Annotated in this window: 14 protein-coding genes and 1 tRNA gene; 6 read left to right on the top strand and 9 right to left on the bottom strand. The window is 68.7% G+C overall.

Translation table 11 applies throughout. The annotated features are described in order from the left end of the window. The first annotated feature begins 8 nt into the window (after nt 1–8). Nucleotides 9–428, top strand: a complete 420-nt coding sequence (locus ACQP2O_RS16905) for a PaaI family thioesterase (protein WP_433185451.1) — start codon at nt 9–11, stop codon at nt 426–428. Nucleotides 429–684: 256 nt separating this feature from the next. Beyond that, nucleotides 685–1,248, top strand: a complete 564-nt coding sequence (locus ACQP2O_RS16900) for a DUF4352 domain-containing protein (protein ID WP_433185448.1) — start codon at nt 685–687, stop codon at nt 1,246–1,248. A gap of 50 nt (nt 1,249–1,298) precedes the next feature. Here ACQP2O_RS16900 and ACQP2O_RS16895 read toward each other — a convergent pair whose 3' ends face one another. The 6 genes from ACQP2O_RS16895 to ACQP2O_RS16870 all read right to left on the bottom strand — a co-directional run bounded on the left by ACQP2O_RS16895 (nt 1,299) and on the right by ACQP2O_RS16870 (nt 7,120). Continuing rightward, entirely contained in the window at nt 1,299–2,030 is a 732-nt protein-coding gene (locus ACQP2O_RS16895) for an ABC transporter ATP-binding protein (protein ID WP_433185445.1), read from the bottom strand. Further along, nucleotides 2,020–2,832, bottom strand: coding sequence for an ABC transporter ATP-binding protein (locus ACQP2O_RS16890; protein WP_433185442.1), 813 nt, complete (start codon nt 2,830–2,832; stop codon nt 2,020–2,022). Before ACQP2O_RS16890 ends, ACQP2O_RS16895 begins: the two co-directional genes overlap by 11 nt. After that, nucleotides 2,829–4,016 (bottom strand): branched-chain amino acid ABC transporter permease, encoded by a 1,188-nt coding sequence (locus ACQP2O_RS16885; protein WP_433185440.1) that lies wholly within the window; start codon nt 4,014–4,016, stop codon nt 2,829–2,831. Before ACQP2O_RS16885 ends, ACQP2O_RS16890 begins: the two co-directional genes overlap by 4 nt. Next, nucleotides 4,013–4,978, bottom strand: coding sequence for a branched-chain amino acid ABC transporter permease (locus tag ACQP2O_RS16880; protein WP_433185438.1), 966 nt, complete (start codon nt 4,976–4,978; stop codon nt 4,013–4,015). The genes ACQP2O_RS16885 and ACQP2O_RS16880 overlap by 4 nt, the downstream gene beginning before the upstream one ends. An 85-nt stretch (nt 4,979–5,063) precedes the next feature. Then, nucleotides 5,064–6,203, bottom strand: coding sequence for a branched-chain amino acid ABC transporter substrate-binding protein (locus ACQP2O_RS16875; RefSeq protein WP_433185435.1), 1,140 nt, complete (start codon nt 6,201–6,203; stop codon nt 5,064–5,066). A 299-nt stretch (nt 6,204–6,502) separates the two neighbouring features. Beyond that, entirely contained in the window at nt 6,503–7,120 is a 618-nt protein-coding gene (locus ACQP2O_RS16870) for an ANTAR domain-containing response regulator (RefSeq protein ID WP_433185432.1), read from the bottom strand. Between the two features lie 89 nt (nt 7,121–7,209). Between ACQP2O_RS16870 and ACQP2O_RS16865 the strand changes: the two genes are divergently transcribed. Both ACQP2O_RS16865 and ACQP2O_RS16860 read left to right on the top strand, forming a co-directional pair. Next, nucleotides 7,210–7,282: transfer RNA gene (locus tag ACQP2O_RS16865), tRNA-Leu, on the top strand. Between the two features lie 63 nt (nt 7,283–7,345). Continuing rightward, entirely contained in the window at nt 7,346–8,122 is a 777-nt protein-coding gene (locus tag ACQP2O_RS16860) for a transcriptional regulator (RefSeq protein WP_433185429.1), read from the top strand. Here the strand turns inward: ACQP2O_RS16860 and ACQP2O_RS16855 are convergent, their stop codons facing one another. From ACQP2O_RS16855 to pyk, 3 genes are all read right to left on the bottom strand, one after another. Beyond that, nucleotides 8,123–8,308: a hypothetical protein gene (locus ACQP2O_RS16855; RefSeq protein ID WP_360878616.1), complete on the bottom strand. Its 186-nt coding sequence runs from the start codon at nt 8,306–8,308 to the stop codon at nt 8,123–8,125. Nucleotides 8,309–8,384: 76 nt separating this feature from the next. Continuing rightward, a complete protein-coding gene (locus tag ACQP2O_RS16850) occupies nt 8,385–9,581 on the bottom strand; it encodes a tetratricopeptide repeat protein (RefSeq protein WP_433185426.1) in 1,197 nt (398 codons plus the stop codon). A gap of 140 nt (nt 9,582–9,721) precedes the next feature. After that, the gene (pyk, locus tag ACQP2O_RS16845) at nt 9,722–11,158 is read right to left on the bottom strand and encodes a pyruvate kinase (protein WP_360878613.1); all 1,437 of its coding nucleotides are present in this window, start codon (nt 11,156–11,158) and stop codon (nt 9,722–9,724) included. A gap of 539 nt (nt 11,159–11,697) precedes the next feature. On the opposite strand from pyk, the gene ACQP2O_RS16840 reads away from it, so the two are divergent. Together ACQP2O_RS16840 and ACQP2O_RS16835 are read left to right on the top strand one after the other, a co-directional pair. Further along, nucleotides 11,698–13,128 carry an alkaline phosphatase family protein gene (locus tag ACQP2O_RS16840; protein WP_433185422.1) on the top strand — a complete coding sequence of 477 codons (1,431 nt, stop codon included), beginning with the start codon at nt 11,698–11,700 and terminating at the stop codon, nt 13,126–13,128. A 27-nt stretch (nt 13,129–13,155) separates the two neighbouring features. Continuing rightward, entirely contained in the window at nt 13,156–14,277 is a 1,122-nt protein-coding gene (locus tag ACQP2O_RS16835) for a hypothetical protein (protein ID WP_433185419.1), read from the top strand. Nucleotides 14,278–14,329 lie beyond the last annotated feature (52 nt).

The following is a 14,329-nucleotide window of genomic DNA, read 5'->3' as shown; positions in this document are numbered from 1 at the left end:
GAGGTTTCATGAGCAGCGCCGACGGCGGCCCCGTGAACGATCTCGGCGGCATCGAACCGCGCGGCGACCTCGCCACGGCGATGGGCGTCGAGCTCCTCGAGGCGAGCCCCGAGCGCGTCGTGGCCCGCATGCCCGTCAAGGGCAACACCCAGCCGTACGGCGTCCTGCACGGCGGCGCCTCCTGCGTGCTGGCCGAGTCCACCGGCTCCGTCGGCGCGGCCCTGCACGCCGGACCCGATCGCATCGCCCTCGGCATCGAGATCAACGCGACCCATCACCGCGCCGCCACCAGCGGACACGTCACCGCCGTCGCCACCCGCCTGCACGGCGGACGCACGCTGGCCAGCTACGAGATCGTCATCACCGACGAACAAGGCCGCCGCGTCTGCACCGCCAGACTCACCTGCGCCATCCGCGAACGCGAATAGATTTCTCACATCTTTTGCACCAGTCACTCCAGTCTCGCTACCGTTGTAGGGCAAGAGCCCGGAGCGCTGAGTAGAAAACGTACGACCCGATCCCCCCCCGTGCAGGGCCGGGGAAGGCCTGCACGGGCCGCCGGGCCGGACGGCACCAAAGGCGCTCCGGGCTCATCGTCGTTCCCGGTCTCGATTCGGCCACAGGCGCTCTACGCGTCGGCCACAGGGTCTTTCGCGCGGCCGCCGCCGCCCCTACCGTCGCGCTGTGCGCCCATTCGCGATCACACTCCGCGTGACGCTCCTCACCGCGCTGGCCCTGGCCGCCGCGGGCTGCGGCCACCCCGACCGCGACTACCACATCCCGCCCCAGCCGCTTCCCGAGCACGAGCAGGCGCTGAGCGGCAAGACCGCCATCATCGGCGAGGTCACCTACACCGCGATCGGGCTCCGCGCCAAGATCCCCGAGGTCATCGGCTCACACGGCAGCTGGATCCCCCATGGCCAGTTCGTCCGCGTACGCCTCCTCATGGTCAACCATGGCCGCGAACGCCATGACTTCAACCCCGTCAAGCAGCTCCTCGTCACCGCCGACGGCACCACCCACGCCCCCAGCTACGACGCCATGCAGATCTCCCGCGCACCCAACGGCGTGCAGACCATCGCCTCCCAGGAGATGTGCGCCTTCGACCTGTGGTTCGACGTGCCCGCCAACAGCCGCGTCAAGGCCCTGCGCGTCTACGGCGACCCCTCCTCGTCCAAGCTCGCCGACCAGCTCAAGGGCGCCGCCGTGGCCGGCGCCAAGAACCCCGTCGACATCCCCCTAACGTGAACAGGGGGTGGCGGCCCGCAGCGCGAGCCACCACCCCCCGGACGGGGACCTCAGTCGCTCGGACCGGCGGCCGCCTCCGCGCCGCCACCCAGGTACGCCGCGCGCACCTGCGGGTCGTCCAGCAGCGCGCTCGCCTCCGCGGACTTGACCACCCTGCCGGTCTCCAGGACGTACGCGCGGTGCGCGACCTGCAGCGCCTGCTGGGCGTTCTGCTCCACCAGCAGCACCGTCGTGCCCCGCCGGTTGATCTCCGTGATGATCTCGAAGATCTGCTGGATCAGCTTCGGCGCCAGACCCATCGACGGCTCGTCCAGCAGCAGCACCCTCGGCTTGGTCATCAGCGCCCGGCCGATCGCCAGCATCTGCTGCTCACCGCCGGACATCGTGCCGCCCGCCTGGTTCTTGCGCTCGGCGAGCCGCGGGAACAGGTCGTAGACCTCCTGGAGGTCCTTCTCCACCTCGTCCTTGCGCGCGAACGCGCCCATGTAGAGGTTCTCGACGACCGTCATACCGGGGAAGATGCCACGGCCCTCGGGCGACTGCCCGATGCCCATCAGCACCCGCTTGTGCCCCGGCACCTTGCTGATGTCCTTGCCGTTGAACAGGATCTTGCCGCGCGTCAGCGGACGCAGCCCCGAGATCGTCTTCAGCGTCGTCGTCTTGCCGGCGCCGTTCGCGCCGATCAGCGTGACGACCTCGCCCTCGTCGACCTCCACGGACACGCCCTTGAGCGCCGCGATCTTGCCGTAGTAAACGTGGATGTCCTTGATCTCAAGAAGCATCGGCGGGGACCCCCAGATACGCCTCGATGACCCGCTGGTTGTTCTGGATCTCAGCCGGCAGACCCTCAGCGATCTTCTGACCGAAGTCCAGCACGGCGATCCGGTCGCTGATGCCCATGATCAGGCTCATGTCGTGCTCGATCAGCAGCACCGTGCGCCCGGTGTCCCGGATCTTGCGGATCAGCCCCTGCAACTGCTCCTTCTCCGTCGGGTTCATCCCGGCGGCCGGCTCGTCCAGCAGCAGCAGCTTCGGATCCGTCGCCAGTGCACGCGCGATCTCCAGCCGCCGCTGGTCGCCGTACGGAAGGTTCTTCGCCGTCTCCTCCATCCGCTGGGCGATCCCGACGAACTCCATCAGCTCACGGGCCTTCTCCCGCCCGTCGCGCTCCTCACGGCGGTGCCACGGCAGGCCCAGCGCCGCCGAGGCGATCCCGGCGCGGTGATGCGCGTCCGCGCCCACCATGACGTTCTCCAGCGCCGACATGTTGTGGAACAGCCGGACGTTCTGGAACGTACGCGCCACGCCGCGCTTCGTGACCTGATACCGCTTCTTGCCGTCGATCCGGCCACCGTCGAAGACCACCTGGCCCTCGGTCGGCCGGTACACGCCGGTGACGACGTTGAACACCGTCGTCTTGCCGGCGCCGTTCGGGCCGATCAGCGCGAAGATCTCACCCTCGTTGATCGTCAGGTTGAGATCGTTGATCGCGACGACGCCGCCGAAGCGCATCGTGATGCCGCGGAGATCCAGCATCGGCGTACCGGCTCTCTCCTCCGTCGGCACGGCTGCCGTCTCGCTCATTCGGCCCCCTCACCCGCTCCGACGGTCACCGGACCGCCGACCTCGGCACCCATGCTGCCCATGCCGCCCTCACCCTCGGCGAGCTCCGCCTTACGGCGCCGCGACGGCCACAGACCCTCCGGCCGGAAGACCATCAGGAGGACCAGCACCCCACCGAACACCAGAACCCGGTACTCCTGCAGGCCACGGATCCGCTCCGGGATCCACGCCACCAGGAACGCGCCCAGCATGACGCCGGGCAGGTTGCCCGAACCACCGAGGACCACCGCCGCCAGGATCGTCGCCGACAGGATGAACGGGAAGTTCGTCGGAATGATCGACACCGCCTGCGACGCGTACACCACGCCGCTCGCGCCACCGATCGCCGCACCGATCGCGAACGCCGCCAGCTTGAACTTGAACGTCGGAACGCCCATCAGCTCGGCCGCGTCCTCGTCCTCCCGGATCGACGCCCACGCCCGGCCCACCCGGCTGTTCTCCAGCCGCTTCGCGAAGATGATCGCCAGGACGATCAGGAACAGCATCAGGTAGTAGTACGGCTTGCCGTCCAGCGCGCCGTACTTGAACGGCTGCACCCCGCCGATCCCGATCGCGTCGAACAACCCGTTGTCCGGGATCGTCCACTCGGTCAGCGTCGGCGGATGCGGAATGCCACCGATGCCGTTCGGGCCACCGATGTAGTTCCAGTTGTTCGCCGTGATCCGGACGATCTCTCCGAACCCGAGCGTCACGATCGCCAGATAGTCACCGCGCAGCCGCAGCGTCGGAGCGCCCAGGAGAATGCCCGACCCCGCCGACAGCAGCACGCCGAGGACCAGGATCTCCCAGAAGTCCAGGCCTGCCTTCGTCCCGAGCATGGCCATCCCGTAGCCACCGATCGCGAAGAACGCGACATAGCCCAGGTCGAGCAGACCCGCCTGACCCACCACCACGTTCAGGCCGATCGCCAGCAGGATGTACCCGCCGATCGGGAAGAACAGCAGCGTCGGCCAGTCCGTGTACGGCGACATGAAGCTGCCGATGCCGTCCGCCGGAAGAATGATCGCCACCACGATCAGCAGCAGGTAGACCACCCAGCGCACCCAGCGCGGAGCGGTCGCCCACCGGTCACGGAGCGAATCGAGGAAAGACGAGTACCCGTCCCGCGCACGGGCGAGCGGGTTTCGGTTGGTCGAATCGTTCATGCGCGCGCCTGCTGGAGAGACTCACCGAGAATGCCGGTGGGACGGAACATGAGGACAAGCACCAGAACGCTGAACGCCACGACGTTCTGCCATTCGGAGCCGAAGACCGCGGCGCCCCACATCTCGACGACGCCGAGCACGATACCGCCGACCAGCGCACCGCGGAGATTGCCGATACCGCCCAGCACCGCGGCCGTGAACGCCTTGATGCCCAGGAGGAAGCCGACATCGAACTTCGTCTCCTCGATCCGCAGCATGTACAGCGCCGCCGCCACACCAGCCATGGCACCGCCGAGGGCGAACGTCGCGGTCACGATGCGGTCGATGTTCACGCCCATCAGCACCGCCGTCTCCGGATCCTGCGCCGTTGCGCGGATCCCGCGGCCGAGCTTCGTCCGGTTCACGAACAGATCGAGCGCGACCATCATGAGGACCGCACCGACGATCACGATGAACCGGTCGTTGGCCACCTCGAAGCTGCCGATGTGGATCACATCGCTCCGGTGCACGAAGTGCCCCTGGACCGGCAGCGCGCCCTTCTCCTTCGGCAGGTTGAACGCCTTGGGGATCACCAGCCGCGCGAACAGCTGCTGCAGGAACAGGGACGCGCCGATCGCCGAGATCAGTGCCGCGAGACGCGACGCCCCGCGCCGCCGCAACGGCCGGTACGCCACGTACTCGAGGATCACCGCGCTGCCGCCCGACGCGACACCGCCGACCACCGCGAGCGCCAGCACCAGGCCCACCAGGGCGAAACCGCCCACATTGGCCGGCATGCCGAACGCGTGCAGGGCCCCCAGGACCGCGAACGTCCCGATCATGAAGATCTCGGAGTGCGCGAAGTTGATGAGGCGCAGAACGCCGTAGACCATCGTGTAGCCGAGCGCCACCAGCGCGTAGATCGAGCCCAGCGCCAGCCCATCAATGGTGTACGGCCAGAATTGACTGAAGAGATTGTTCAATGTCGTCGCCTTTGCCGCAGGGGCGGGAGCGCACGTGTCGCTCCCGCCCCTGCGCGTATCTCAAGGCCGCCGTCTGGCAGGCGGGCTACTTGACCGTCGCGTTCTTGGCGTTGCCCAGCAGCGGCAGCTGGTCGCCCTTGACCTGGTAGACGTAGACGTCCGTCGCGGTCGGCTCACCGGTGCTGCTGAACTTGATCTGCTTCGAGACACCCGGCACGTCGATCTTCGACAGGTAGTCGTTGATCTTCTCCGGCGTCGTGTTGCCGGCCTTGACCGCCGAGATGTACGCGGTGGCCGCGTCGTAGCCCTCCGCCGAGTAGATCGCCGGGTCCGCGTTGAACTTGGCCTTGTAGTCGTCGGCGAACTTCTTGCTGGCCGCGCTCGCCGTACCACTCGGGTCGATCAGGCACGGGCAGCCGATGACCGAACCGTCGGCGTTCGTACCGCCGGCGCCCTGCGCCAGACCCTTGTCCAGCGAACCGTCGCCGGACAGGAAGCGGCCCTTCACGCCGCCCTCGCGCAGCTGCTTGATCAGCTTGCCGCCCTGGGCGTAGTAGCCACCGAAGAAGATCGCGTCCGGGTTGAACGCCTTGACCTTGTTGACCGTCGAGGAGTAGTCCGAGGCCTGGATGTCGATCGAGTCCGTGGACGTCTGCGCGCCGGCCTTCTCCACCGTGGACTTCACGGTCGCGGCGAGCGGCTTACCGTACTCGGAGGCGTCGTCGATGATGAAGACCTTCTTGGCCTTCAGCGAGTTGGCGATGAACCCGCCGATCCCCGTGCCCTGCACGTTGTCGTTGCCGATGACGCGGTGCCAGAACTTCCAGCCGTGCGTCGCCAGCGCCGCGTTGGTCGCCGAGGACGAGATGTTCGGGACCTTGCCCTCTTCCAGCACCGGGTCGGCCTGGGCCGACTCGCCGGAGAACGTCGGGCCGATCAGACCGGCGATCTTGTCCTTGGTGATGGCCTGCTTGGCGAGCGGCACGGCCTGCTCGCCCTTGCCCTGGCTGTCGTAGGTCTTGAGGGTGATCTTGACCTTCGGGTTCGTCGCGTTGTACTGGTCGATCGCCAGCTGCGCGCCCTGCTTGGGGGGAATGACGAGACCGGAGTTCTCACCGGTCAGGTCGCCCATGAACCCGATCGTGACGCTGTCTCCACCGCCACTCTTCGATTTGCCACCACACGCGGACGCGCCGAGCGCGAGTGTCGCGCTCGCCGCCACCACGCCGACAACCGTAAAAAATCTGCTCCGCAAGGTAGCTGTCCTTCCGTCCGAATCGGCCTGGATCAGGCACGTTTACGCACCCAGGTCGTGGACTCGGCGCGGGCGGAATTGCACGTTTCCTGGGGGCTCGGTGGGTAGTACACCGAGCAGCGGCCTACGAGCAGTAGTCCCCCAGCTAGGGTGTTACTGCTTCGTTACTGGTCCGTGCCCTAAAACACCAGTTTCCGTTACGGTCGGCTACGCAGCGTAGCGCCCCAGATCACCGCATTTCAGGCAGGTTACGGACACACAGCGCCCGGCTATTCGGCCGTCCGACCCGCGTCCTCGCCGGCGCTCCCGCTCCCCGCGATGACCACCTCCGCCACCGCACGCATCGACAGCCGGCGGTCCATCGAGGTCTTCTGGATCCAGCGGAACGCCTCCGGCTCCGACCACCCGTGCGCGCTCTGCAGCAGCCCCTTGGCCCGATCGACCAGCTTCCGGGTCTCCAGCCGGTCCTCCAGGGAGCTCACCTCGGCCTCGAGGCTCTTGATCTCCTGGAACCGGCTCACCGCCATCTCGATCGCGGGCACCAGGTCCGCCTTCGTGAACGGCTTCACGAGGTAGGCCATGGCTCCAGCCTCGCGCGCCCTCTCGACCAGCTCCCGCTGGGAGAACGCCGTCAGGATGACCACCGGCGCGACCCGCCCGGCGGCGATCCGCTCCGCCGCCGAGATCCCGTCGAGCACAGGCATCTTCACGTCGAGGATCGTCAGATCCGGCACGAGCTCCATGGTCAGGCGAACGGCCGTCTCCCCGTCCCCGGCCTCACCGACGACCTCGTAGCCGTCTTCTTCCAACATCTCCTTGAGGTCGAGCCTGATCAGGGCCTCGTCCTCAGCGATCACAACTCGACGCGCGCTCTCGGTCACGCGCACGAGCGTACCCGGACCCGCTACCCTGGTACCCGACCCGGGTGGCACTACCGGGCACCAAATTGGACATATGACTGGATGTCAGGAAATAGGCCCCGATATCCCAATGGCAGAGGAAATGGTCTCAAACACCATCTAGTGTGGGTTCGAATCCCACTCGGGGCACTTTGTGAACCGCCGTCCGCAGCGGACGGCGGTTTTGTCGCATCGCGCTGCAACACTGAGCGCATGTATGACGTCGCTTCGCGTAACCGCGCCTTAGAGCTCCTCGCCCAAGGGCTGACCGTCGCCGAGGTCAGCCGACGCACGCAGATCTCTCGGTGGGCCATCCGGGACTGGCAGTTGCGGGCCGACCAGGGGATGCCCGTCGCCCCGGCTCGTTCCTGCCCTCGCTGTGGCAGTCAGCCGACGTCCCTCGCGCCGGAGGACAAATACGCCTACCTTCTCGGCCTCTACCTCGGAGATGGCTGTATCAGCCCGGTCGGCGATCCCGCCAAACGCATCTGGTCTTTGCGCATCTTCTGCGCCGACAAGTACCCGGGCCTGCAGACCGAGTGCGCAGATGCCATCCGCGCGATCCGCCCCGACAACAAGGTTCGCTTTCTTCCACTGGGCGGATGCACGGAGATCAACAGTCATTCGAAGCACTGGCCGTGCATGTTCCCTCAGCACGGCCCGGGCAAGAAGCACACACGGAAGATCACGCTGGATGGCTGGCAGCAGGAGCTGGTCGAGCGGTTCACAAAACCGTTCGTCCGTGGGTTGATCCACTCCGACGGAAGCCGATCGACCAACCGAGTGCGGCATGCGACCGAGACCGGCGACCGCTGGTACGAATACCCGCGCTACTTCTTCACCAATGAATCGGCCGACATCACCCAGCTCTTCACAGATGCCCTCGACAGGCTCGGCATCGCCTGGAGGCACTCCAACCGCAACAACATCTCCGTCGCTCGCCGCGATGCGGTGGCGCGGTTGGATGGGTTCGTGGGGCCGAAGTACTGATCAGCCAGCTGCGTGGCGGATGAAGAACTCCTTCTCGGCGTCCGGCGCGCTGAGGACCGAGCCGGGGACGGCCGGGTCGCGGTGTTCGGCCTTGAGGTCCTCGGGGTCGGGGCGTTTCGGGAGGTCGCTCCAGCGGGCGGAGCGCTGGGGCTGCGCGTCGTCCTGCGGTTCGCGGTCTTCGCTCATGCTTCCAGCATGCCGCGCGCCTGGGCGGGGGCAAAGCCCAGTGTCCAACGGCGCGCGGTCGACGAGTTGGCGGCGATCAGTAGTGCGGGTCGTCGCTGAAGCCGTAGTGGACGGTGTCCGGTCCGAGGGAGAGCCAGGACAGCGCGGGGCGGCCGGGTGGCAGGGGTGTGCTCTTCAGCGGTGGGATCGAGAACGCCGACCAGTCGACGCGCGGGGCCACGTCGGGGGCGGTCCGTAGGTACGGGGTGAGGTCGATGTCGCCGCGGTCGTGGCCCGCGTCGTAGACCGACAGGGTGAGGCACTCCGGCGGCTGGTCGTCGCCTGGCGCGTCTCCGTGGAAGGGGTCGCCGCGCAGGTTGCGGAACAGTCCCTCGCTTGCCCAGCGCAGTTCGGCCGGGTCGGCGGTCATCAGCCGTTCGAAGGCGTTGGTGCCGTAGTTGTCGACCATCTGCCCGAATTCAAGGACGTACCAGCCGTACCGGCCTTCGGACGGGAATCCCTCTGGGGGATCGTCGGGGTGCCGGGGCGGTATGGAGCCCGGCTTCGTCCATTCGGGGCGCAGCGTGGTGAATCGGCGTAGCCACTGGGCGGCTTCCGGTGATCCGTTCCAGCGCAGGGCGTCGGCCAGTTCCATGGCGAGCAGCGCGTCCGAGGGGTCGAGTTCGGCGGCGCGGCGGGCCGCTGTGAGGAGGTGGTCCAGGAGGGCGCGGCCGGTCGTGTCGGATTCCGGCAGCGGTGGCTCGTGTCGTTGGTTCTCGTCGAGGTGGTGCGCCCACGTGCCCTTGTGCACAGCGACGAGTGTGGCGGCGGCCGACTCGTCGGTGGGGTCGAGGTCGAGGAGGTGCTCCAGCAGGCGGATCGCCTCGTCGTGGCGGCGGGTGAGGGCCGCCTGCCAGATGTCGTCGGGGTCGTTCTCGCCGGTGTCGATCTCGTCCACCCAGACGGTGCCCCAGGGGTCCTGCCGGCGCATCATCTCGAGCTGCCGGTCCAGGAGGGATGCCAGGAGGAGCGCCGCCGTACGGTCGTCGGGGTCGAGGTGGAGTGCGCGCCGGAGCCATGGCTCGGCGGCCGAGACGTAGTCCTCGCCGGGTGTGTCCGTGGGCAGCCAGGAGTCTGCGTCCAGGCACAGCAGCCGCCCCAGGGTCGTGGCCGCGGCGGCGTGGCCGTGCTCGGCCGCCGCGCGCAGGGTCTCTTTCGCCGCGTCGTACCGGCCTTGGCCGAGGAGCGCGAGGCCCTGGTCGAACTCCGCCTGTGCGTCGGTCCCCGGTGGCATGGCCCGGGAGCCTACCGATCGGCCGGGCCCTCCCGGACTGATCATTTACCCGGCACGTGGTGAGCGGCCGGGTGCGCCCGGTTGGTGCGGGTCATCGCTTCCCCTTGAGGGCGATGGCCCGCACTCGGCCGGGTCCGGTGTCAGGACGCCGGGTGGGTGGCGATGGCGTCGCCGATGCGGTGGACGCGCAGGGCGTTGGTGGAGCCGGGGGTGCCGGGGGGCGAGCCGGCGACGATGACGACGCGGTCGCCCTTCTGGAGGCGGCCGGCGTCGAGGACGGCGGCTTCGACCTGGCGGACCATATCGTCGGTGTGGAAGACCTCGGGGACGATGAAGGTCTCGACGCCCCAGACGAGGGCCAGCTGGCTGCGGGTCTCGGCGCGGGCGGTGAAGGCCAGGAGGGGGATCGGCGAGCGGTAGCGGGACAGGCGCCGCGCGGTCTCGCCGGACATGGTGAAGGCGACGAGGGCCTTGGCGCCGACGGTGGCGCCGACCTCGGCGGCGGCGCGGGCGATGGCGCCGCCGACGGTCTCGGGGACGCGGTCAAGGGAGTGGCTGGCGCGGAGGGTGTGCTCTTCGGCGGCGCAGACGATGCGGCCCATGGTCTGGACGGACTCGATGGGGTAGTCGCCGACGCTGGTCTCGCCGGAGAGCATGACGGCGTCGGCGCCTTCGAAGACGGCGTTGGCGACGTCGGAGGTCTCGGCGCGGGTGGGGCGGGGCGCGCTGATCATGGACTCGAGCATCTGGGTGGCGACGATGACCGGGCGGGCCTTCTCGCGGGTGAGCTCGATGGCGCGCTTCTGGACGATCGGGACCTGCTCGAGGGGCAGCTCGACGCCGAGGTCGCCGCGGGCGACCATGATGCCGTCGAAGGCTTCGACGATCTCTTCGAGATGGTCGACGGCCTGCGGCTTCTCGACCTTGGCGAGGAGGGGGACGGTGCGTCCTTCCTCCTCCATGATGCGGCGAGCGGTCTCGGCGTCGGCGGGGCTGCGCACGAAGGACAGGGCGACCATGTCGACGCCGAGGCGGAGGGCGAAGCGCAGGTCGTCCTCGTCCTTCTCGGTGAGGGCGGGGACGCTGACGGCGACGCCGGGGAGGTTGAGGCCCTTGTGGTCGGAGACCATGCCGCCGACGAGGACGCGGGTGCGGACGCGGGGGCCGTCGACGGCGGTGACGTTGAGGACGACGCGGCCGTCGTCGATGAGGATGGTGTCACCGGGGGCGACGTCGCCGGGGAGTCCGCCGTAGGTGGTGGAGACCTCGCTGCGGTCGCCGGGGACGTCCTCGGTGGTGACGGTGAACTCGTCGCCGAGGGTGAGGCGGACGGGTCCGTCGGCGAATCGGCCGAGCCGGATCTTGGGTCCTTGGAGGTCGGCGAGGATGCCGACGCTGTGTCCGGTGGCGTTGGAGGCCTCCCGGAGATAGCCGTAGACCTCTTCGTGCTGTTCCTGCGTGCCGTGGCTCATGTTGAGCCGGGCGACGTCGATCCCCGCCTCGACGAGGGCGTGGATCCGTTCCTTGCTGGAACAGGCGGGACCTATCGTGCTGACGATCTTTGCTCGGCGACTCACGCTACAACCCTAGGTAGTTACTGGGCAGTACGCGCATTCGTGCAGGTCGGCGTTGCCCAGTGTTCACGTATTGGTCTAGACCGAAGGGGCCGACACTGGCCCCTTCCGCCATTTAGGAGGGTATGCCGCGATACGCCGGACGGCAGCCGGATCGGGAAGTCGGGCCGGGCCGGGCGTGTCCGCGTGCCGCCTCAGGCGGCGAAGGCCTCGACGAGTTCCTGGCATCCGGGCGTACAGGCGGGCGGGCGTCCTGGCGGGCGTACAGGCGGGCGTGCGTACGGGTGCGTACGGGTGAGCGTCCGGGCGGGTGGGCTCGCGGGGACGGCGCTGGCGGTCCACGGCTAATCATGGATGGCCGCAATAGGTCCTTTTCTGGCCTGATACGGCCATGACTCTCGGTGTTGCCGTTTGTCGCGGTTAACGTTTCCGTCGCATGATCATCGACAGCCGTTAGTCCGTTCACGTTGCGTCCGACCCCCGCCTATGGGCATTTTCTATTTGTCTTTCCTGGTCCTCGGTTCGACGGGAGCGTGTGTCAGATGCCCGAACTCACCCGCCGCCGCCTGTTCAGTTCGGCGGGAGCGATGGCCGCGGCGGCGTTCGCCGCGGAGTTCCTGCCGCCGAATGTGAGGCGGGCGATGGCGGAGGCGCCGTCGCCGGGTAAGGGGCGCCTCTCGGACATCAAGCATGTGGTCATCTTGATGCAGGAGAATCGCTCGTTCGACCATTATTTCGGGACGCTACCGGGGGTGCGCGGTTTCTCGGATCCGGCGGCGATCACGCTGAGCACCGGACGGTCGGTGTTCTACCAGCCGGACTCGCTCAACCCAACGGGCTACCTGCTGCCCTTCCACCTGGACACGCGGACGACGAACGCGCAGGCGATCCCGTCGACGAGTCACGCCTGGAAGGTGCAGCACCAGGCGTGGAACAACGGGAAGATGGACAACTGGCTTCCGGCGCACCGGGCGGCCGACGGGGAGAACGGCCCGTACGTGATGGGGCATTACACCCGCGCGGACATTCCTTTCCATTTCGCCCTGGCCGAGTCGTTCACGATCTGCGACAACTATTTCTGTTCGGTGATGGGGCCGACGTGGCCGAACCGGCTGTACCTGATGAGCGGCACCATCGACCCGGGCGGGACGCTGGGCGGCCCGGTCGTCAGCAACCGGGATCCCGCCCCGTACCGATGGAAGACATATCCGGAGGCGCTCACCGAAGCAGGCGTCGAGTGGCGGGTCTACCAGGAGGTAGACAATTACGGCTGCAACGTCCTCGAATACTTTGATGCGTTTCAGAACGCCACGCCCGATTCACCGTTGTTCCGCAACGGGCTGCGCACGTACGAGGCGGGCCGGTTCGAATACGACGCGGCCCACGACCGGCTTCCGACGGTCTCGTGGATCATCCCGACCAGTTACCAGTCGGAGCACCCGGACTACACCCCGGCGGCCGGCGCCGACTACGTGGCCAGCAAGATCGACGCGATCGCGTCCAATCCGGACGTGTGGCGCAAGACGCTGTTCATCCTCAACTACGACGAGAACGACGGGCTGTTCGACCACGTCCCTCCCCCGGTGCCTCCGGCGGGCACGCCGGACGAGTTCGTCCTGGGCCTGCCGATCGGGGGCGGCTTCCGCGTGCCGTGTCTCCTCGTCTCGCCCTGGACGCAGGGCGGCTGGGTGGCCCGCGAGCCGTTCGACCACACGTCGACGCTCCGCCTTCTGGAGCGCCTGACCGGCGTCCGGGTGCCGAACCTCAGCGCGTGGCGGCGGCAGGCGTTCGGGGACATGGCGTCCGCGCTGGGGATGGCGGCCCACGGCCGTCCGCCGCACCTCCCGGGCACGAAGAGGGACCTGGCGCAGGCGGTGGAGGCGGTCGAGCGGTTGCCGGCGCCGCGGTTCCCGGGAGCCGAGCAGACCCCGCCCCAGCAGGAGAAGGGTTCCCGGCCTCGGCCTCGCGGCTGAGCCCGGCGGACGGGAAGGAGTTTCACCGTGCCGAAGAACATCTCACGGCGGCGTCTGCTCCTGGCGGCGGGAGGCGTCGCGGGTCTGGTCGTCCTCACCGTGCCCGCCGGCTCCGCGCTCGGGCTGACGGGGCCGGGTCCACGGCCGCGGCCGGGCAACAGCGCCCCGGGCGGCGCGAAGTGGGAACCGTCGCGCGTACAGCCGCAGGCCAGGCGTGCGACGGGCCCGTACCTCGCGTACCTGGCCCTGACCGGCGGGTACAGCGTGGCCACCGTGGACGTGGCGACGCACCGGATCGTGGCGACCAACATCGAGACCGACGCGGCGCAGGGCGTGGCGGCGACGCCGGACGGCAGGAAGCTGTACGTCGCCGACACCGGCCAGTACGACGTGCTCGTCGTCGATCCGGCGAGTGGCTCGGCGCGGCCGCTTCACGTGGGCCCGTACCCCCGGGACGTGGCGGTCTCCCCGGACGGGACGAAGGTGTACGCGACGGTCACCGGAGGTGACACCGGGAAGGGCGGCGCGGACACCGTCGCGGTGATCGACACTCGGTCCGACACCGTCGTGCGGAGCATCCGGGTCGGGACCGCTCCCCGGCAGGTGGTGTTCGCGGCGGACGGCGCGCGGGCGTACGTGACGTACGACACCGGTGTCGCGGTGCTGGACGCCCGGGGCGACCGGGTGGTCCGCAGGATCCGCGACGCGGCGGGCCCGCAGGGGATCGCCGTGGATCACACGGGCCGGACGCTGTACGTGACGAATCCCCGGGCGGACACGGTGTCGGTGCTCGACGCGGCGAGCGGCCGGGAGCGCGCCCGGATCCGTGTCGGGGATGAGCCGTGGGGTGTGCAGGTGACGCCGGACGGCGCCAAGGCCTACGTGAGCCGGATGAACGCCAACGTCGTCGCGGTGGTCGACACGGCGACGCGGAAGGTGCGGCGTACGGTCGCGGTCGGGAAGCTGCCGTCCAGGGTGGCGATCACACCGGACGGCGCGGAGGCGTGGGTCGGCAACGTCTTCTCCGGCAGCGTCTCGGTGATCAGCACGGCGTCGGACGCGGTGATCGCGACGATCGCGGGTGGTACGGGCACGAAGCCGCTGGACGCGGCGCCGCTCGGCATCGCCTTCGCGAAGGCCCCGGGTTGAAGGCCGGCCGCTCCCCCGGCCCGGCGCGGGCGACCGGCCGAGGAGGGAACCG

Origin of the sequence: Actinoallomurus sp. CA-150999 (genome assembly GCF_050942425.1) — a bacterium.
GTDB lineage: Bacteria > Actinomycetota > Actinomycetes > Streptosporangiales > Streptosporangiaceae > Actinoallomurus.
This window is presented reverse-complemented; position numbering and strand designations above follow the sequence as displayed.

Excerpts from the sequence above, each read along its gene's own strand:
- ACQP2O_RS16855 (WP_360878616.1), bottom strand. The coding sequence starts at position 8,308 with ATGAGCGAAGACCGCGAACCGCAGGACGACGCGCAGCCCCAGCGCTCC.
- ACQP2O_RS16850 (WP_433185426.1), bottom strand. The coding sequence starts at position 9,581 with ATGCCACCGGGGACCGACGCACAGGCGGAGTTCGACCAGGGCCTCGCG.
- ACQP2O_RS16885 (WP_433185440.1), bottom strand. The coding sequence starts at position 4,016 with ATGAACGATTCGACCAACCGAAACCCGCTCGCCCGTGCGCGGGACGGG.
- ACQP2O_RS16890 (WP_433185442.1), bottom strand. The coding sequence starts at position 2,832 with ATGAGCGAGACGGCAGCCGTGCCGACGGAGGAGAGAGCCGGTACGCCG.
- ACQP2O_RS16895 (WP_433185445.1), bottom strand. The coding sequence starts at position 2,030 with ATGCTTCTTGAGATCAAGGACATCCACGTTTACTACGGCAAGATCGCG.
- ACQP2O_RS16860 (WP_433185429.1), top strand. The coding sequence starts at position 7,346 with ATGTATGACGTCGCTTCGCGTAACCGCGCCTTAGAGCTCCTCGCCCAA.
- ACQP2O_RS16840 (WP_433185422.1), top strand. The coding sequence starts at position 11,698 with ATGCCCGAACTCACCCGCCGCCGCCTGTTCAGTTCGGCGGGAGCGATG.
- ACQP2O_RS16905 (WP_433185451.1), top strand. The coding sequence starts at position 9 with ATGAGCAGCGCCGACGGCGGCCCCGTGAACGATCTCGGCGGCATCGAA.